A 17,762-nucleotide genomic window follows, 5' to 3' on the forward strand; every position below is an offset into this window, starting at 1 on the left:
TCCCTAATAAATGTCTGACGCTCTCTGGGCGGCACGTCTCGGCGACGGCCTGCTGCACACCTCGGTGATGGCCGACATCCTGGGCGGCGTGCTGGAAATTGCGGCCAACATCGCTATTACGGCCGTCGCCACTGCTGCAATTGTGGCCGCCACCGGTATTACGGTCGTAACCGGCGGGCTAGGCTGCTTTGTGCTGGGTGCAGTGGTGGGCATCATCGTCGGCATAGGCATGAGCAAGACGGGGGCGGACAAGGGACTGACAAAGGTTTGTGACTGGATAGGCAATGCGTTATTCCCGCCGGTGGTAATGGCAACAATCGCCACCGGCTCCCACAACACCTTTACCAACGGTATCCCGTCTGCACGTGCCGCCGGTGCCATTGGTCCGGTCAGCCCGCAACCTACCGAAGGCGGAAGCCCCGAAGAATCCAGCTACTTGGACATGGCCAAGGGCTTCTTCTCACAGATGTGGCGCCCGACCGTCGCCGTTCCCGCACCGGGAGCAGTGCCCAAGCCACTGGACATCGTGATCTGCACCAAGCATCCACCGATGCCTCCGCAATTTATTGCCGAGGGCTCCAGCAAGGTCACCATCAACGGCCAACCGGCAGCGCGCAGTGGTGATCGCAGTACCTGCGATGCGTCAATTGTTGAATCGGGGATGATCTCCAGCAACGTGCGCATTGGTGGCGGCCCGGTGGTGGTCCGCGAGATTCGCAGCGGTAAGACTCCAGGCGTAGGGTTGGCGGTGACCGCACTGTTGATGCTGCGCGGTGGCGGGTCGAAATTCTTCAGCAAATTGCCGTGCATGGTGGTCGGCGGCCTGGTGTCGTGGGGCACCAGCCAGGTGACCAATGCGATCACCTCAGCCGTGGTGGGCTCCCCCAACCCGGTCCACAGCGCGACCGGCGCAAAGATTCTTGATGGCGAAGACGATCTAGACTTCGCCCTGCCCGGTTTGTTGCCGATTGAGTGGCAGCGTTATTACAGCAGTCGTGATGAGCGCGGCGACGGGCTTTTCGGCGCCAGTTGGAGCGTGATTTACGAAGTCTTCGTCGAAATTGACCTGCATCCCGACGGCGGCGAGCGCCTGATCTACACCGATGAGCAGGCGCGGCAGATCGACATGGGTGTCATTCCCTTGGGTGGTGCCGTATTCAGTGCCGGCGAAGGCTTGAGCGTGCGGCGCAACACCAATGGACAGTTACTGATTGAAACGGTGGATGGCTTGTATCAGCTGTTCGAGCCGGAGCCGGGCAACCCATCGCACCTGCGCCTGAGTCAGTTGGGAGATCGCAACGACAACCGGATCTACCTCGACTACAACGCCAGCAACCGCCTCGTGCAACTGCGCGACACCTTTGACCTGGTGCGTGTTGAATTGGTGTACAGCCCTCTATGGCCCGGGCGCGTATCACAGATTGAGCGTGTGTATCCCGATCACACTCGCGAGCAGTTGGTGAGCTACGAGTACGACAAACATGGCGATCTGGCGCTAGTGCGGGACGCTGGCGCGCAGGTGCAGCGGCGCTTTGCCTATGACGCCGGGCGGCGCATGGTCGAGCACCAATTGCCCACAGGGCTGCGTTGCTATTACCAATGGGCCTGCGTGGAAGAGAGCGAATGGCGTGTGGTCCGGCATTGGACCGATGAGGGTGACCACTATCAGTTTGACTATGACCTTCACGCCGGGATCACACGAATTACAGATGGCCTGCAAAGAGTCAGCACTCGACGCTGGAACCCACAATTCCAGATTACCGAGTACACCGACAACCTCGGGCAAACCTGGCACTTCGAATGGAATGATGAGCGCCAGTTACTGGGGGCCACCGACCCTCAGGGCGGGAAATGGCAGTTCAGCTACGACGAGTCCGGCAACCTGTGTACGACCGAAGATCCATTGGGCCGTATCGAATCGACACTGTGGCTGGAGCACTGGTCATTACCACTCGTGGAGACCGACGCCGCCGGCCAAGCCTGGCAGTATCAATACGATCAACGAGGTAACTGCGTCAGTGAGATCGACCCGCTGGGCCACATCACTCGATACCGCTATGACGCTTTCGGCCAAGTGGTCGAAATCGTCGATGCCACTGGAAAGTCCAAAACCTTGCGCTGGAACGAGTTCGGGCAGTTGGCTCAGCACACCGACTGCTCGGGCTACCCAACCGCCTTTGAATACAACCGTCAGGGCTTCTTGCAGGTGGTCATCGACGCCCTCGGCGAGCGCGTCCAGTATCAGCACGACAGCCAAGGCCGGTTGCTGCAAACCGAACTGCCGGACGGGCGCACTGAACAATACCTGCGTGACACCAGCGGCCAACTCACCGCTTACATTGATGCCGCAGGCGCCACCACGCGGTATCAGTACGGGCGGCGCGGCCAGGTGCACCGGCGTATCGATGCCCATGGCCGACAGATCGAATTCCGCTATGACGCCTATGGCCGCCTGCAAACTCTGACCAACGAAAACGGCGAGCATTATCGTTTTGCCTGGGACGAGGGCGACCGGCTCAGCGAACAGCAGGACCTTGACGGTAGCGCACGACGTTATGCCTATGACGGCCTTGATAACGTGGCTGGCGTCGAATACGTGCCCGTGGATGACAGGCTGACGACACAGCCCTCCATAGTGCATCGACTGGAACGCGATGCCGTCGGCCGCCTGCTGGTGAAAGAGACGAGTGACGGTCGTACCGAATACGCCTACGACCCGGTAGACCAACTTACTGCCGTCACCTTCAACGGCAACGACGGCAATGCGCAGGCCCTGGCTTTTGCCTACGACCCTTTGGGCCAAATGCTCACCGAACAAAGCGCCGCCGGTAGCCTCAACTATCACTACGACGAACTCGGCAGCCTGATCCAAACGCAACTGCCCGACGGCCGCTGGCTCAATCGCCTGTACTACGGCAGCGGCCACCTGCACCAGATCAACCTCGATGGCAGGGTGATCAGCGACTTCGAGCGCGACCGCCTGCACCGCGAGGTCCTGCGCACCCAGGGGCAAATCACCACCCGCAGCGAATACGACCGCAGCGGACGCCTGCGCTCACGGGTGCGGCGCCCCAGCGGCCAACCCGTGCAGCTGCCGGCGGGCCAGCAAAAGCATTTCGACTATGACCCGGCTGACAACCTGATCGGGCGCCTGGAGCGGAACCGCGACGCCGGACGCGACAATCGTCAGTTGCTGCACTACGACGCCACCGGTCGCATCATTGCCAGCCAGGACAACCTGCAAGGTCAGCGCGAAACCTTCGCCTACGATGCCGCCGCCAACCTGCTCGACGGCCCACATCCCGGCGCGGGGCTGGTGGTGCATAACAAGCTGCTGACCTATCAGGACAAGCGCTATCGCTACGACGGCTTTGGTCGCATGATCGAAAAGCGCAGTGCCGTGCGTGGCGTGCAGTACTTCGCCTATGACGCCGAGCATCGCCTGATCGAAGTACGTAGCCATAAGGACGGTCGCGAAACGGTCGTGAAAATGACCTACGACCCGCTCGGCCGGCGCATCGCTAAAACCGAACATAACAGCAACGGTTATCCGTTGGGCGAAACCCGCTTTGATTGGGAGGGGTTGCGTCTGTTGCAGGAACACCGACATAGCCAGACCAGCCTCTATATCTATGAAGAGGACGCTTATGTACCGCTGGCTCGAGTCGACGGCTCGGGCGAGCATCAAAGTGTGCGCTATTACCACAACGACCTGAACGGGCTACCCGAACAGTTGACCGAAACCGATGGGCGAACAGTGTGGCAGGCCAGGTATCAGGTGTGGGGTAACACGACTGAAGAGGTGCGTGAGCCGTATTTTATTGAAGAGCAGAATCTGCGGTTTCAGGGGCAATATCTGGATCGGGAAATTGGGCTGCACTACAACACGTTTCGGTTTTATGATCCGGATGTGGGGCGGTTTACGACGCCGGATCCGATTGGGTTGATGGGCGGTTTCAACCTTTACCAGTACGGTCCAAATCCGGTTGGATGGCTTGATCCATGGGGCTGGGCAGGCAACCCGGCCAATGCCACCCACATCACCTATGTCGGGGTGAAAGACGGCAAGCCTTATGTAGGTTATGCCAGCAAGCCTGGACTGGGGCATTCCGCGCAAGCTGTGTTGGACTACCGCTATCCTAACAAGCAAATTTTTGACGTCGCGCCAGAGGCAGTATTCAAAGGAGATGGGCAAAAAGGAAAAGACATCGCTAGGGGCCTGGAACAAAGGATATATGAGGATAAGTTGAAGGAGGGGCCTGTCGCGAACAAGCAAAGGCCTGTTGGCCCCAATAACAAAAGGCGAGATATTTATCTCGCAGCCGCTGACAAACATAGAGGTGTCAAACCTCAAAAAACAAATATTAAATCCAAAGGTCCTGGAAGATGCTGAAGAAAATCACGTGGCAAGAAGGCAAGGTTCTCAGTTTAAAACTGAAAGATGACCTGTACACACTTGTCCAGATGCGTAAAGACTACTACCTCCAGTTTTTTGATTTGACAAGTGCTCAGAATACCTGGAGTGACGTGGATCTCAGAACAGTCGATACACTATTTTTTATTTTCACATCCACAAAGGCTTTAAAGGGCCTTGCCGTAAGCGAACTGTCATCGGATGACGTTTCCTTGGATGAGCGTCCTCCCGAAAGAAGAATGCTGAGAGCTATCATCGGCGGCAATTATGGTGCAGATCTTATCGAATTGACTGACACTTTTGAAACGATTGATGCGACAACACTAAAAAGCAACCTAACATTAGCCAATGATCTAGATACCATTTACAAATATGAACTATCAGGCATGATCGGCGACCCGGAAAAGCTGCGAAATCGCTTAATAAATTATTTTGACAACGGAATAAACTGGGACAAGTCCAAGGAATTTTTATTTAAAGGTATCTTTCCTCCATCCGCAAAAATCGGAAGTCAACGACCATGAGAAAAGAGGAGCTAGAAGACTACCAAAGATATCACCTTACTCTAGATGGCGAAGAAAGTCTTGTTGACAAGATAAGTCCAATACTCAAAAAACTTATCCAACGCTTACTGGACCTGCCCGAAAATAAATCTAAATCAAATATCTTAAACTGCTTCAAAAAATGCATGCTCAGCATCAATGATTTCGAAGATGAAATCGAAACTGTAGAGCGCGAGTCTATACTTGAAGCTTTTTATGACTTAGGGGAAATTGTGGGCCTTGATCCAGCATCGGAATTCGCTGAGGCATGGAGAGGTGATTGGTAATCGAGTAACGCAGGGATGCGTCCGACCGCATGGTGCAGCAGCAAGACCTCGACCAGAGTCGGTAATGCTGCATCTATGACGCGCTGGGGAAATTGCTGGAAGAGAAAAGCTCGGCGGGTGTGCTGTAGCACCAGCACGACGAATTGGGAAACCTGATCCAGACCCAGTTGCCTGACGGTCGCTGGCTAAATCGCCTGTACTACGGCAGCGGCCACCTGCACCAGATCAACCTCGACGGCCACGTCATCAGCGACTTCGAACGCGACCGCCTGTACCGCGAAGTGCTGCGCACCCAAGGCCAACTCAGCACCCGCAGCGAATACGACCGCAGCGGCCGCCTGCGCGCACGCCAGCGCCGCCACGCCAGCCAGCCCTCGTTGATGCCAGCGGCGGCGCAAAAGCACTTCGAGTACGACCCCGCCGACAACCTGATCGGCCGCCGGGAAGACGAACACCGCGAACTGCTGCACTACGACGCCACCGGCCGCATCATCGCCACCCAGAACAACATACAAGGCCAGCGCGAAACCTTCGCCTACGATGTCGCCGCCAACTTGCTCGACGGCCCCCAACCCGGTGCCGGGCTGGTGGTGCATAACAAACTGCTGACCTACTAGGACAAGCGTTACCGCTACGACGGCTTCGGCCGAATGATCGAAAAGCGCAGCGCCAAACGCGGCGTACAGCGCTTTGCCTACGACGCCGAAAGCCGACTGATTGAAGTACGCAATGAAAACGGCAGCGTGGTCAGGATGACCTATGACCCACTGGGCCGGCGCATTAAAAAAACCGAGCATGACCGCGATGGTTATCCGCTGGGCGAGACCCTGTTCATGTGGGATGGCCTGCGGTTGTTGCAAGAGCATAAACACAGTCAAACCAGCCTGTACGTCTACGAAGACGAAGGCTACGAACCCTTGGCGCGAGTCGACGGCATCGGCCCGCTGCAAAAAATCCGCTACTACCACAACGACCTCAACGGCTTGCCGGAGCAACTGACCGAAGCTGATGGGCACAACGTCTGGCGAGCGACTTATCGGGTGTGGGGCAACACGCTGGAGGAGGCGCGCGAAGCGTATTTTATTGAAGAGCAGAACCTGCGATTTCAGGGGCAGTATCTGGATCGGGAGACGGGGCTGCACTTCAACACCTGAATCGCCTCGGGTTTCGTAGATACCTCCATGCCTCAGCCCATCTACTCGGTATGACGTTAGCTAAAGCAATGGCTGAATCGAGAACGCTCATCGGCGTGGCAATCCTTGTTCATATTGCTCGCGGGTAATTTCTCGGCCTGAGCACAACGCCTCGCTATATAAGCGGTGGTCGGGAGCAACGGGTTTAGCACGCTCCTGCGCGCCGTAAAATTTGACGTATATTTTCTTTCCAAGGTGATCCCAGCGATACGTAACTTCTTCAAACTCGTAATCGATAAAAACATCTCTGATCAAAAGTGCTTCGAAATTAATTGTCACGATTGCCTCTGATAGCGTCGTAGTATATTTATATGGAACACGTCGCCTGATCAGATATCAGAGACCCGCAGTTTCAGCGAATTCATGACAATCTTCCAAGGCGTCTCATGATGAACAAAAATCAGGAGTGGTCGTCAATGCCTTATCAAGACGTCAGATCGCCGCGCCACGATTCGTACCCGGAGGGATAATCAAAAGCCCATCCAGTTCACGCCGACGGCAACGGCTCACAAATGGTAGCGCAGCATCTGGGTCATGGCTGAAAAGGTCAAAAGTCACCCGATCGATTTCATAATATTCCTCGTAGTCGACCATGCCATTGCTGACCGGAATCGATACATAGAATCGGCCTGAAATTTGTTCGACGCCTAAAGTGAACATATGCTCGGGTCTTACAACAATGTCCCGGAACTGAATGGTCATTTCTGAAGCTCCCTCTCGCCGACGAGTCAGGCGTCCGTAGTAGATATTGGACCGGCTGCACCGCACCCAAGCGGCTCTCAGGGATCGGTCTCTCTGCAAGCCAAGATCGTCCCGCAGGTATTCAAAGACCTCGGCAGGGCACCACTCCTTACCTGCCGAAAGTGCCTCAGATATTAAAAGGCACAAAATCCGGCCCGCCGAGTTTGTCCCTTACAACCAGAGCGGTACGCATCAACGGGTCCCATAGACCGTGCGGACTGTTCCAGGCAGCACCCGCCCAACGTGTATCAACGACAAGTGCTGCCTTGTTGGCTTCAAGTTGCGCCTGAAGCGCTAGTGCAACGGCACTCATGTCGATTTCGAACAACCCGGCATAAAAACCTTGTGGTTGTGCGTGCTTTTTGCTCAGACAAAAACGGTAGTACCAGACCCAAACCGCCGCCGCATAAATCGCCCGATTACGATCAGGGTAAGTCGCCAGAATTTTCAGCAAAGCCGCCACAAAGCGCGCGGGAAACAGGGGATCGTGGGTCTGCTGCCAGTAACGCAGCAGCAGCAGATCGAACGCTGCGACGATATTCTGCGGCTCATCGTTATCGCTTTTGGCTTCCTGGAAGTAGAACGGCTCCCCCACGAGGAATTTGTCTAATTCGTCATTCGCCAGGGCCAGTAGCAGTACGTTGTCTAGATTGGCACTCATTGAAGTCTCACTACATCAGGGTTCGCGAGCAGAATATTAATGTCATTACCGTGTGGAATGCCCACATTGTCCATTACCGCTTCTCGCATGCCACCAGGGTAGGTCCGTCCGCCGGGACGCCATAATGAATTGACCCCACGCTCATTACCGGTGGGCATGATCACCTTGGGGTTATCCAGGTTCATCATATAAATCTCCTTGCCGGCAAAAGTGCCCGGGTCATAGCCCAGAGCCGACTCCAATACTGATATATCGCCCGTCTTTTTAAACTCGCCAACCACGCCATGCAAATCTGACTTGGCCATAACGTACTTGGATGGGCTAAAGGTCGCATACATCGGATTGGCGATATCGTCCGGGGTGAACAGGAACGCCGCCCCTTCATCCTGGAAGACCTTCAGATGCTTAGAGATATAGGAGGCTTCAAGGTAATCGGCGGGATTCGGCCGGCTGGATCGGGGAATCGCCAGAATATCGTCTTGCGTAAAACCCGGTTTGTACCTCACTTTGGGGGACATACCGATTTTCGCCATTTTCGGCCCAAGCCCCAAAAGCGCCATCCCGGCGACGCCTTGCAACAAGTCCCGATAGCCAGGCCCAAGGCGATCCCCCAGGTCCCCGAGTAAGGCCATGCCACCCATCATTGCACCACCGATCACCACAAACCCGACCAAGGCGGCAAAGCCTGCCATCGCCGCGAGAATTGCAGCTCCGCCCATGGCCATGATGCCGAGCGCTTCAAATCCAGTGTGCATCCAACCTTCGATATCAAGAACAAACGCTACCGAAACTGTCGGCCCGCCGATAAACGTATTGGGGCTGCCGCTCTTGATATGCGCACCGCAGACCATTTTGCTATTAAGGCGGGCCGCCGGCTTGCCGTTGATAAATACCGTGGCACTGCCTTCGGCGATCAATACCGGAAACGGCCACATTGGGTGACTCATCGGAAAACCGCTACAGGACGAAGCGATGTCCTCTCCCGCTCGCATCGCATTGAGGCCATTGATATAGACATTGAAACTGCCCTTCAACAACTTCCCCGTGGCAGGTTCGGGCAGGTTGAAAAGCGTATTTAGACCTTTGACGATCTGGAACATCGACAAACCGCCCGCAGCGATCGAACCTGCCATGATCGCCACCGCCACCCCACCTGTGGCAACGGTAGCAGCGATGACTGCCGCTCCAATCAATGCGCCCGCCACAGCACCGGCGATCATCGACATGACCCCAAAACCGTGGGCTATTTCATCACCCAAGCGTGCTGCCGCCTGCGCATCCATCGCGTACCTCTACCTTCCTGGTCCACTCGTGTTGTATCGACGCGGAACACATCACCTGATCAATCGGAAACCCGCGGTTTCAGTGAATTCATGACAATCTTCCAAGCCTTCTCATGATGAACAAGATCATCGGGGGTGGTTGTCAATGTCGTGATCAAAACGGCGGGTTTACGCTCTATAAAGACCTGTCGCAACATGATCTCTCGACCCTCACGTTGCCAGCTGTAATCCACCAATGTGGCCGCATGACCATAGAGCACCATGTCCCAACGCTGAGCCAGTTTGAACGCCGGCAACTGCTGCTCCGCACTCTTCATTTGGTTGTCGACGTAGTCCACAAAGGCAGACGCCCCCTGGGTAGCATCACGAGTGACGATGAAGCTAGCTTCTTTAGCACTACCGACTGCCGGCAGCTTAAAGATCGTGATGCTCTGGTCCTGCCAGGTGTCGGGGACTTCTAGATCTACTTCTTGAGTTCTGTAAGGGATCACTGTGCTTGCCTTCCATGATGGCTCGATAGATCGCGAATCTTCGGACAGCGCCTGGCAACAATCTAGAACTTCGCTCGCATCGTTTCCTAAACCCATTCACCGAGTTCCTGGGAGCCAGCAGTACTTGGGACGACCTGATCCACGTCGAACTGCCGGACGACCTATGACCCGCTGGGCCGGCGCATCGAAAAAACCGAGCATGGCCGCGACGGTTGGCCGCTGGGCGAAACCCGGTTCATGCGGGATCAAGCCGAGGGCGATACCCTGCTCCCGCCCCATAAAAAATGGGCACGCCAACCCAGTCAGCGTGCCCATTTTTTCTACCACCCCGCCAGCCTTCGAGACGCTAGTGAAGTTTGACGGCAATGGCAGACTTGCTTATAAAATCAGCCACTCTCTAATCCTGAAGCGAGCAATTACCAACTAGGCTCCCCATCGGCCTGCGCTTTGGCCTTCACATCGGCATCCACAGCATTTATCAGTCTCATGAGCGTTTTGTTCAGGTGCGTATAGTGTTTTGCAATATTGTCCATCCGAGACTTGTCAGTCGGCGTATCTGACGACTTCTCCGCTTCATACGGCTTATGAACAATGTCGTATCGTTTACTCAGGTCTTCTATCTGCTTTTCTATGCTTTCCAAGGTTTTTTCTTGATTGGTCAAGCGCTCGGCAGTGTTCTTTGATGCATCAGCCTTTTTACTAACCGCTTTAGCCTCAGGCCCTTCGTTAATAGAAAGGATCTGGTTGGCCATCAACTCTGTTTTTATTTCACTGTCTTCGAGGCGCGCGTCTATTTTTTGCTGTTCTGTCGCGGCCGGATCTACGGTCGTGATTTTGCCGTCCGCACCCTTTTTTTCCGCTCCTGGCATTGTAGCTTGCCCTTCGATTCTACTGATGATGGCTTTGGAAGCCATATGTTCCGTCACACTCATGGGGATACCCACCAGTAAATTTGTCCCCCCATTGATAAGTGCGCTGCGCGCACTGGCCGCCAGTTCAGAAGAGAGCGGCTTGAACCCATTTTTATCGTGGAGATCGTTAATATCTTGCGTGTTTTTTATAGAATTCCTCATACTAGGTGACGCGCCTTTGGGTTTTATCGGTGACCTAGAACCTGAACTCGATCCTGTTCTGGAACCTCCCTGTCCAACGCCCGGATTATTGCGACTTGGATTCGATCCTCCTCCGGAACCTCCCTGTCCAGCGCCCGAATTACCGCTACCTGGATTCGATCCTCCTGCACCTCCCTGTCCAACGCCCGAATTACCGCTACCTGGATTCGATCCTCCTGCACCTCCCTGTCCAGCGCCCGAACTACCGCTACTTGGATTCGATCCTCCTCCCGATCCACTTCCCCCTCCCCCTCCCCGCCTGGAGGGTTTGGCAGCCCTAGCGCTTCTTGACTTAGAATCCCCCACCTTCTCATTACTCGTCGTGGGATATTCAATACCTCCTCCGTTACCCGCATTCGAACCATATACAATCTTCGAGCGGTCAGCCGTTTGCTGCCCATTACCCGACGTCAATGGAGCGGAGTTATCTGGCGCGGTGGGCTGAGATGATGGAGTGATGGGAGGAAGATAAGTTTGATTGGTAAGTTTCATTGAGACACCTCTATAAAATAGTCATGAGTGCGTCCCTGCAACCTCGACCGATAAGTGGCACTCCGTAATAGTTAAGTTCCAGCGTTTCAATAATCGCGTTTCAGGCGTAATAAGAAACGCTGCACTCCTACAACTAATAACCCTATGGGCTGTCAGCCTCTGCCTTGCACTTCAATCGCTGTTCCACGCGCACAAAAAATGGGCACCCAACCCAGTCGGCGTGCCCACTTTTTCTACCACCCCGCCCCCTTCGAGACGATACCGCTATTACGGGTTGACGCTGTCTTTGAGTGACTTGCCCGGCTTGAACGCAACGGTATTACTGGCCTTGATTTTTACCGGCTCACCGGTTTGCGGGTTTTTGCCGGTGCGGGCGCCGCGGTGGCGTTGCAGGAAGGTGCCGAAGCCAACCAGGGTGACGCTGTCCTTGCGGTGCAGGGCGCCGGTGATTTCTTCGAGAACGGCGTTGAGGACGCGATTGGCCTGTTCTTTGGTGAGGTCCGCTTTTTCAGCGATGGCGGCTGCGAGTTCTGGTTTACGCATAAGTGAAGCCTCTTTGACGGTTTTTTGTTGTTATGTCCGTGCTGCTCTCTAGTGGAGCAGCGCCCAAGGCGCCGCAGGCTCTACTCTGCGGCAGACGGGAGTGAGGATGGCATGCCCTCGGACGCCGCGCCAGTCTCGCGGCGACCTTTCTAGGGTGAAAAACAGGGTTATTCCGACAGAACGACCGGTATTTACGCCAGCAACGGCGGAAGTTCTTTGTTCAACGCCAGTTTTTCCATCACGGCGCTGCCGGTCAGCGCGTAGCCCAGCAGGCGGCCGCTGGTGTCGCGGCACAGGGCCTTGATGTCGGCGCCCTGCCCTTCGACGCTCCACACGCCTTCGGTGCCGCGTGGCGGTGGCGAAACCACCAGCGGGCAGACCGGGGTTTTCACGGTGACCGGCATCGGCCCATAGCTCACAGCCGTGGCGTTGCCCGCCAGGGTCTGGGCCAGGGCGCGGGCGCAGCTCATCAGCGGCATGACGTACAGCAGGTTCAAGCCATCGACCTCGGCGCAGTCGCCCAGGGCATAGATGTTGGCGTGGGAAGTCTTGAGGTGGCGGTCGACCATGATCCCGCGGTTGATCTGCAGGCCGGCAGCCGCGGCCAGATCGACACGCGGGCGCAGGCCGATGGCCGAGACCACCAGGTCGCAGCGGACCACTTCACCGTCCGACAGGTGCGCTTCCAGGCCGTCGGCGCTGCGTTGCAGGCGGTTGAGCACCGGGCCCAGGTGGAAGCGCGCCCCAAGGCCTTCCAGCCCGGCCTGCACCGCTGCGGCAGCCGCTGGGTGCAGCAGGGTTGGCATGACTTGCTCGCACGGCGCCACCAGGTCGATTTCGTAGCCACCGAGGATCAGGTCGTTGGCAAATTCGCAGCCGATCAGGCCGGCGCCGAGCAGCAGGACGCGGCGTTTACCGGCGGCGGCTGCGCGAAAGCGCGCGTAGTCTTCAAGATCGTTGATCGGGAAAATCAGCTGCGCAGCGTCGCCTTCGACCGGCACTCGCACGGTTTCCGCGCCCCAGGCCAGGACTAGGTCGCGGTAGGCCACCGCTTCTTCACCGATCCACAGGCGCTTGTGGCCCGGGTCGATGCCGGTGATACGGGTATGCGTGCGCACTTCGGCCTTGAGTTGCTCGGCCATGGCGCCGGGTTCAGCCATGCTCAGGCCATCGGCTTCCTTGTTCTTGGCAAAGCCGGTGGAGAGCATGGGCTTGGAGTAGGAGCGCCCATCATCCGCGGTGATCAGCAGCAACGGGGTTTCGCTGTCGAGCTTGCGAAACTCGCGGGCCACGTTGTAACCGGCCAGTCCTGTGCCGACGATCACGACAGGTGCGTTCATTCCTTTCTCCTTGTAATACGTTTCTTAAATTCGCGATTACGCGATTTCGATCATTTCGAAATCGGTTTTGCCCACGCCGCAGTCCGGGCACAGCCAGTCTTCCGGAACGTCCTGCCACAGGGTACCCGGAGCGATTCCGTCATCCGGCCAGCCTTCCGCTTCGTTATAGATCAGGCCGCAGACTACACATTGCCACTTCTTCATTTACTTGCTTCCTCAGGGTCCAGGCAGGTTGGCCGACGGTCGATAGATCTCGCGTTGCCGTGCGGCTCAGCGCGTTTTGTACTGATCGGGGCCTGCAGATGCAAGCACGATCGACGCAAGGCAGCGGTTCAGCCCGGCAAAAGATCCGGGCGTCATGGTAAGCTCGCCGCCTCTTTTGCTGCCCATATTGACGCACCGTGCCGCACTCAATCGCCCTTCCCGATGCTTGCCAATGGCTGACCCAGAGCCTTCTGAGCCCCCTGCCTGCGCCGTTGACCCTTGACTGGCTGTTCGACGAGGGCTCGCTGACGCGGCGCCTGACGCGGCTGTCCAACGACGGTTTCAGCGTGACGCCGCTGTGCGAAGGCTGGCAGCCGCTGCGCGACGACGAATGCGCGGCGCTGGACCTGCCCTTGGCCAGTATCGGTTGGGTACGCGAGGTGTATTTGTGCGGGCATGCCCGGCCGTGGGTGTTTGCCCGCAGCGTGGCGTCGCGCAGTGCGTTACAAGGCGACGGGCTGCATATGGACGCACTGGGGAGCCGCTCCCTGGGCGAACTGCTGTTCTGCGACCGCGCGTTCACGCGCCGGGCGATCGAGGTCTGCCATTACCCGCGCCCATGGTTGCCTGCGGCGGATCGGGTCGACGGGCTGTGGGCGCGCCGTTCGCGGTTCGATCGTGGGACGCTGAGCGTACTGGTCGCCGAAATCTTCCTGCCGAGCCTGTGGCATGCGGTGCATGACCACCCGGAGAACTGCTGATGTATCAACGCCTGCTCAAATCCTTGAACCGTCTGAACCCCAGGGCCTGGGATTTCATTCAGTTGACCCGCATGGACAAACCCATCGGCATCTACCTGCTGCTGTGGCCGACGCTGTGGGCGCTGTGGATCGCCGGCAAGGGCTCGCCGTCCTTGAGCAATATCGTGATTTTTGTGCTCGGCGTGGTGCTGACCCGCGCCGGTGGCTGCGTGATCAATGACTGGGCCGACCGCAAGGTCGACGGCCATGTGAAGCGCACCGAGCAACGCCCGCTGGTCAGCGGCAAGATCAGCTCGAAAGAGGCGCTGGTATTTTTCGCGCTGCTGATGGGCATCAGTTTCCTGCTGGTGCTGCTGACCAACGCGACGACCATCCTGCTGTCCCTCGGCGGCCTGGCGCTGGCGGCAAGCTATCCGTTCATGAAGCGCTACACCTATTACCCGCAGGTGGTGCTGGGCGCGGCGTTTTCCTGGGGCATGCCGATGGCGTTCACCGCCGAGACCGGCAGCCTGCCTGCCGCCGCGTGGCTGCTGTATATCGCCAATGTGCTGTGGACGGTGGGCTACGACACCTATTACGCCATGACGGACCGCGACGACGACTTGAAGATCGGCGTGAAATCCACCGCCATTCTGTTTGGCGACGCCGACCGGGTGATCATTCTGACCCTGCAAGGCCTGGCGCTCGCGTGCCTGTTACTGGCTGGGGCGCGGTTTGAGTTGGGCGGCTGGTTCCACTTGGGGTTGCTGGCGGCGGCGGGCTGTTTTGCCTGGGAATTCTGGTACACCCGCGACAGGGACCGGATGAAGTGCTTCAAGGCGTTTTTGCACAACCACTGGGCAGGGTTGGCGATCTTTGTCGGGATTGTCGCGGATTACGGGTTGCGATGAGGAGCCAGCCCCCTCATCGCTAGGGGTTGAACTAAGGCTTGGCGACTTTCCAGGCCCCGTCCATCTTGCCTTCACCGATCGTGTCGCCGGCCTTCTTGTCCATGACGAAGGTGTAGAGCGGCTTGCCGCTGTAGGCCCACTGACTCTTTTGATCGTCACGGGTGATCACGGTCCACTTGCCCATAGGCTTGTCGGTGGATTCAGCCATCAACGGCGGCCAGTTGGCGGCGCACTTATCGTTGCACATGGATTTGCCATCGGCATCCTTGGCGAAGGTGTAGAGCGTCATGCCCTTTTGATCGACCAGCATCCCGTCCTTGGTCATCGCAGGGTCGGCGGCAAACGCCAATGTCGGCAGCGTCAACGCCGCCGTGACCAGCAAGGCCTTCCAGGAAAAAGTACTGTAAGTCATCGGAACCTTCCTTTTGTGGTTGTCAGGATTCGGACCCAAAGCGTAGTCCACGGAGGCGGGAATTGCGCAAGCAGCTAAATTACTGTCACACGACTGCAATAATTCCGTTATCTAATGCGGCGCAAGACAGTTAAATGACATGAGGATTTTAGGCATGGTTGGCAGGAGCATTCTGATCGTCGACGACGAAGCGCCCATTCGCGAGATGATCGCCGTCGCGTTGGAAATGGCCGGCTATGACTGCCTTGAGGCCGAAAACTCGCAGCAGGCCCATGCCATTATTGTCGACCGTAAACCGGACCTGATCCTGCTGGACTGGATGCTGCCCGGCACCTCCGGCATCGAACTGGCCCGCCGCCTCAAGCGTGACGAGCTGACCGGCGATATCCCGATCATCATGCTCACCGCCAAGGGCGAAGAGGACAACAAGATCCAGGGCCTGGAAGTCGGCGCCGATGACTACATCACCAAGCCGTTTTCCCCAAGGGAACTGGTCGCACGCCTGAAAGCCGTACTGCGGCGTGCCGGCCCTACCGATGGCGAAGCGCCGATCGAAGTCGGCGGCCTGTTGCTGGACCCGATCAGCCACCGCGTGACCATCGACGGCAAGCCCGCCGAGATGGGCCCTACCGAATACCGCCTGCTGCAGTTCTTCATGACCCATCAGGAGCGCGCCTACACGCGTGGCCAGTTGCTGGACCAAGTGTGGGGCGGCAACGTGTACGTGGAAGAACGCACCGTGGACGTGCATATCCGTCGCCTGCGCAAAGCCTTGGGCGATGCCTACGAGAATCTGGTACAAACCGTGCGCGGCACCGGCTATCGGTTTTCCACCAAGGGCTGAGCCAGCCGGTTTCTGAACGCAAGAGCCTGACTTAACAGCTGACAAGGACGCATGTTCAAGTGAACCAAAACTGGCATGGCACGCTGATCCGCCACCTGCTGCTGTTGATCACCGGCTGCTTGCTGGTAGGCCTGGTCAGCGGCCAATACGGCTGGAGCCTGGCCGTCGGCATTGGCCTGTACCTGGGCTGGACCCTCAAGCAATTGCTGCGCCTGCATGAATGGCTGCGCCAGCACAAACCCGATGAAGCACCACCCGACGGCTACGGCCTGTGGGGCGAGGTGTTCGACAGCATCTACCACCTGCAACGCCGCGACCAACGGGTGCGCGGGCGCCTGCAAGCGGTGATCGACCGCGTACAGGAATCCACCGCCGCGCTGAAAGACGCGGTGATCATGCTCGACAGCGACGGCAACCTCGAATGGTGGAACCGCGCCGCCGAGACCCTGCTGGGCCTCAAGACGCCCCAGGACAGCGGCCAACCGGTGACCAACCTGGTCCGCCACCCGCGCTTCAAGGAATACTTCGAGCAGGAAAATTACGAAGAAGCCCTGGAAATCCCCTCGCCCACCAACGACCGCGTGCGCATCCAGCTGTACCTGACGCGTTACGGCAACAACGAACATTTGATGCTGGTACGCGACGTGACCCGCATCCACCAGTTGGAACAGATGCGCAAGGACTTCGTCGCCAACGTCTCCCACGAGCTGCGCACCCCCCTGACGGTGATCTGCGGCTACCTGGAGACGCTGCTGGACAACGTCGACGAGATCAACCCGCGCTGGAACCGTGCCCTGCAGCAAATGCAGCAGCAAGGCTCGCGCATGCAAACCCTGCTCAATGACTTGCTGTTGCTGGCCAAGCTGGAGGCGACCGATTACCCCTCGGATAGCCACCCGGTGGCGGTGCAAAGCCTGTTGCAGACCATCAAGAACGACGCACAGGCCCTCTCTGGCGAGCGCGGGCAACAGATCACCCTGGAAGCCGACCCGTCGATACTGCTCAAGGGCAGCGAAGGCGAATTGCGCAGCGCGTTTTCCAACCTGGTGTTCAACGCCGTGAAATACACCCAGGACAAAGGCAATATCCGCATCCGCTGGTGGGCCGACGCGCAGGGCGCACACCTGAGTGTGCAGGACTCCGGCATCGGCATCGACGCCAAGCACCTGCCACGCCTGACCGAGCGCTTCTACCGCGTCGACTCCAGCCGCAACTCCAACACCGGCGGCACCGGGCTCGGCCTGGCGATCGTCAAGCATGTGCTACTGCGCCACCGCGCCCGCCTGGAAATCAGCAGCGTGCTCGGCCACGGCAGCACCTTTACCTGCCATTTTCCGCCGACCCAGGTGACCCGTTCGCGGATGGTCGTGAATGATGAGTAACCCGGACACTCCCACATGTGGATTTGTAGGGTTTCGGAGATAGCATTCCTGGCCCCGTCAGGCAGCGAGTACTAGGCAAGCGCTGCGCCAGACGCTACATTGGCCGACTTGCGTCTGCCTTTCAGGCGCTCCTGTCACCCCTATTGAACACACGGAACCCGCAAAACCCC

General features: G+C 57.7%; 17 protein-coding genes and 1 pseudogene. 8 read left to right on the forward strand and 10 right to left on the reverse strand.

Translation table 11 applies throughout. The features are described 5' to 3' along the window. Positions 1-10: 10 nt before the first annotated feature. The 4 genes and pseudogenes from U5A08_RS29130 to U5A08_RS29145 form a co-directional block, all read left to right on the forward strand. Entirely contained in the window at positions 11-4,393 is a 4,383-nt protein-coding gene (locus U5A08_RS29130; protein ID WP_321849574.1) for an RHS repeat-associated core domain-containing protein, read from the forward strand. Beyond that, positions 4,387-4,938 carry a DUF8309 domain-containing protein gene (locus U5A08_RS29135; protein WP_247408259.1) on the forward strand — a complete coding sequence of 184 codons (552 nt, stop codon included), beginning with the start codon at positions 4,387-4,389 and terminating at the stop codon, positions 4,936-4,938. Before U5A08_RS29130 ends, U5A08_RS29135 begins: the two co-directional genes overlap by 7 nt. After that, positions 4,935-5,243: a hypothetical protein gene (locus U5A08_RS29140; RefSeq protein WP_247408257.1), complete on the forward strand. Its 309-nt coding sequence runs from the start codon at positions 4,935-4,937 to the stop codon at positions 5,241-5,243. The genes U5A08_RS29135 and U5A08_RS29140 overlap by 4 nt, the downstream gene beginning before the upstream one ends. Before the next feature lie 74 nt (positions 5,244-5,317). Then, positions 5,318-6,394, forward strand: a pseudogene (locus tag U5A08_RS29145) (RHS domain-containing protein); the annotation flags it as partial. Between the two features lie 90 nt (positions 6,395-6,484). Here the strand turns inward: U5A08_RS29145 and U5A08_RS29150 are convergent. From U5A08_RS29150 to U5A08_RS29190, 9 genes are all read right to left on the reverse strand, one after another. Beyond that, positions 6,485-6,715: a hypothetical protein gene (locus tag U5A08_RS29150; protein ID WP_321849576.1), complete on the reverse strand. Its 231-nt coding sequence runs from the start codon at positions 6,713-6,715 to the stop codon at positions 6,485-6,487. A 153-nt stretch (positions 6,716-6,868) separates the two neighbouring features. Continuing rightward, positions 6,869-7,096 (reverse strand): hypothetical protein, encoded by a 228-nt coding sequence (locus U5A08_RS29155; RefSeq protein WP_373423789.1) that lies wholly within the window; start codon positions 7,094-7,096, stop codon positions 6,869-6,871. A gap of 208 nt (positions 7,097-7,304) precedes the next feature. Further along, positions 7,305-7,838, reverse strand: a complete 534-nt coding sequence (locus U5A08_RS29160; RefSeq protein ID WP_253400151.1) for a hypothetical protein — start codon at positions 7,836-7,838, stop codon at positions 7,305-7,307. After that, on the reverse strand, positions 7,835-9,121 hold the full coding sequence (locus tag U5A08_RS29165; protein WP_253400152.1) for a PAAR domain-containing protein: 1,287 nt from the start codon (positions 9,119-9,121) through the stop codon (positions 7,835-7,837). The genes U5A08_RS29160 and U5A08_RS29165 overlap by 4 nt, the downstream gene beginning before the upstream one ends. A 59-nt stretch (positions 9,122-9,180) precedes the next feature. Further along, a complete protein-coding gene (locus U5A08_RS29170; protein WP_253400458.1) occupies positions 9,181-9,612 on the reverse strand; it encodes a DcrB-related protein in 432 nt (143 codons plus the stop codon). A 416-nt stretch (positions 9,613-10,028) separates the two neighbouring features. Next, on the reverse strand, positions 10,029-10,685 hold the full coding sequence (locus tag U5A08_RS29175; RefSeq protein WP_253400153.1) for a type III secretion effector protein: 657 nt from the start codon (positions 10,683-10,685) through the stop codon (positions 10,029-10,031). A gap of 798 nt (positions 10,686-11,483) precedes the next feature. Then, the gene (locus tag U5A08_RS29180) at positions 11,484-11,759 is read right to left on the reverse strand and encodes an HU family DNA-binding protein (protein ID WP_003213368.1); all 276 of its coding nucleotides are present in this window, start codon (positions 11,757-11,759) and stop codon (positions 11,484-11,486) included. A 191-nt stretch (positions 11,760-11,950) separates the two neighbouring features. Next, a complete protein-coding gene (locus tag U5A08_RS29185) occupies positions 11,951-13,099 on the reverse strand; it encodes an NAD(P)/FAD-dependent oxidoreductase (RefSeq protein ID WP_321849581.1) in 1,149 nt (382 codons plus the stop codon). A 36-nt stretch (positions 13,100-13,135) separates the two neighbouring features. Continuing rightward, positions 13,136-13,303 carry a rubredoxin gene (locus U5A08_RS29190; RefSeq protein WP_253400155.1) on the reverse strand — a complete coding sequence of 56 codons (168 nt, stop codon included), beginning with the start codon at positions 13,301-13,303 and terminating at the stop codon, positions 13,136-13,138. 197 nt (positions 13,304-13,500) lie between these two features. Between U5A08_RS29190 and U5A08_RS29195 the strand changes: the two genes are divergently transcribed. Next, positions 13,501-14,064, forward strand: coding sequence for a chorismate--pyruvate lyase family protein (locus U5A08_RS29195; protein WP_253400156.1), 564 nt, complete (start codon positions 13,501-13,503; stop codon positions 14,062-14,064). Beyond that, positions 14,064-14,954 (forward strand): 4-hydroxybenzoate octaprenyltransferase, encoded by an 891-nt coding sequence (gene ubiA / locus U5A08_RS29200; protein ID WP_321849585.1) that lies wholly within the window; start codon positions 14,064-14,066, stop codon positions 14,952-14,954. The genes U5A08_RS29195 and ubiA overlap by 1 nt, the downstream gene beginning before the upstream one ends. Positions 14,955-14,985: 31 nt before the next feature. Here ubiA and U5A08_RS29205 read toward each other — a convergent pair whose 3' ends face one another. Beyond that, positions 14,986-15,366 carry a COG4315 family predicted lipoprotein gene (locus tag U5A08_RS29205; protein ID WP_321849587.1) on the reverse strand — a complete coding sequence of 127 codons (381 nt, stop codon included), beginning with the start codon at positions 15,364-15,366 and terminating at the stop codon, positions 14,986-14,988. 154 nt (positions 15,367-15,520) lie between these two features. On the opposite strand from U5A08_RS29205, the gene phoB reads away from it, so the two are divergent. Continuing rightward, positions 15,521-16,210: a phosphate regulon transcriptional regulator PhoB gene (gene phoB, locus U5A08_RS29210; protein ID WP_003176964.1), complete on the forward strand. Its 690-nt coding sequence runs from the start codon at positions 15,521-15,523 to the stop codon at positions 16,208-16,210. Between the two features lie 59 nt (positions 16,211-16,269). Continuing rightward, complete coding sequence (gene phoR / locus U5A08_RS29215; RefSeq protein ID WP_253400159.1) at positions 16,270-17,592, forward strand: phosphate regulon sensor histidine kinase PhoR; 1,323 nt, start codon at positions 16,270-16,272, stop codon at positions 17,590-17,592. The last annotated feature ends 170 nt before the right edge of the window (positions 17,593-17,762 follow it).

This window comes from Pseudomonas paraveronii, from assembly GCF_963681955.1.
GTDB lineage: Bacteria > Pseudomonadota > Gammaproteobacteria > Pseudomonadales > Pseudomonadaceae > Aquipseudomonas > Aquipseudomonas paraveronii.

Bases quoted from the DNA above. Each gene is read 5' to 3' on its own strand.
- U5A08_RS29175 (WP_253400153.1), bottom strand. From the start codon at position 10,685: ATGAGGAATTCTATAAAAAACACGCAAGATATTAACGATCTCCACGAT.
- phoB (WP_003176964.1), top strand. From the start codon at position 15,521: ATGGTTGGCAGGAGCATTCTGATCGTCGACGACGAAGCGCCCATTCGC.
- U5A08_RS29130 (WP_321849574.1), top strand. From the start codon at position 11: ATGTCTGACGCTCTCTGGGCGGCACGTCTCGGCGACGGCCTGCTGCAC.
- U5A08_RS29185 (WP_321849581.1), bottom strand. From the start codon at position 13,099: ATGAACGCACCTGTCGTGATCGTCGGCACAGGACTGGCCGGTTACAAC.
- U5A08_RS29165 (WP_253400152.1), bottom strand. From the start codon at position 9,121: ATGGATGCGCAGGCGGCAGCACGCTTGGGTGATGAAATAGCCCACGGT.
- U5A08_RS29140 (WP_247408257.1), top strand. From the start codon at position 4,935: ATGAGAAAAGAGGAGCTAGAAGACTACCAAAGATATCACCTTACTCTA.
- U5A08_RS29190 (WP_253400155.1), bottom strand. From the start codon at position 13,303: ATGAAGAAGTGGCAATGTGTAGTCTGCGGCCTGATCTATAACGAAGCG.
- U5A08_RS29135 (WP_247408259.1), top strand. From the start codon at position 4,387: ATGCTGAAGAAAATCACGTGGCAAGAAGGCAAGGTTCTCAGTTTAAAA.
- ubiA (WP_321849585.1), top strand. From the start codon at position 14,064: ATGTATCAACGCCTGCTCAAATCCTTGAACCGTCTGAACCCCAGGGCC.
- U5A08_RS29160 (WP_253400151.1), bottom strand. From the start codon at position 7,838: ATGAGTGCCAATCTAGACAACGTACTGCTACTGGCCCTGGCGAATGAC.
- U5A08_RS29155 (WP_373423789.1), bottom strand. From the start codon at position 7,096: ATGTTCACTTTAGGCGTCGAACAAATTTCAGGCCGATTCTATGTATCG.
- U5A08_RS29205 (WP_321849587.1), bottom strand. From the start codon at position 15,366: ATGACTTACAGTACTTTTTCCTGGAAGGCCTTGCTGGTCACGGCGGCG.
- U5A08_RS29180 (WP_003213368.1), bottom strand. From the start codon at position 11,759: ATGCGTAAACCAGAACTCGCAGCCGCCATCGCTGAAAAAGCGGACCTC.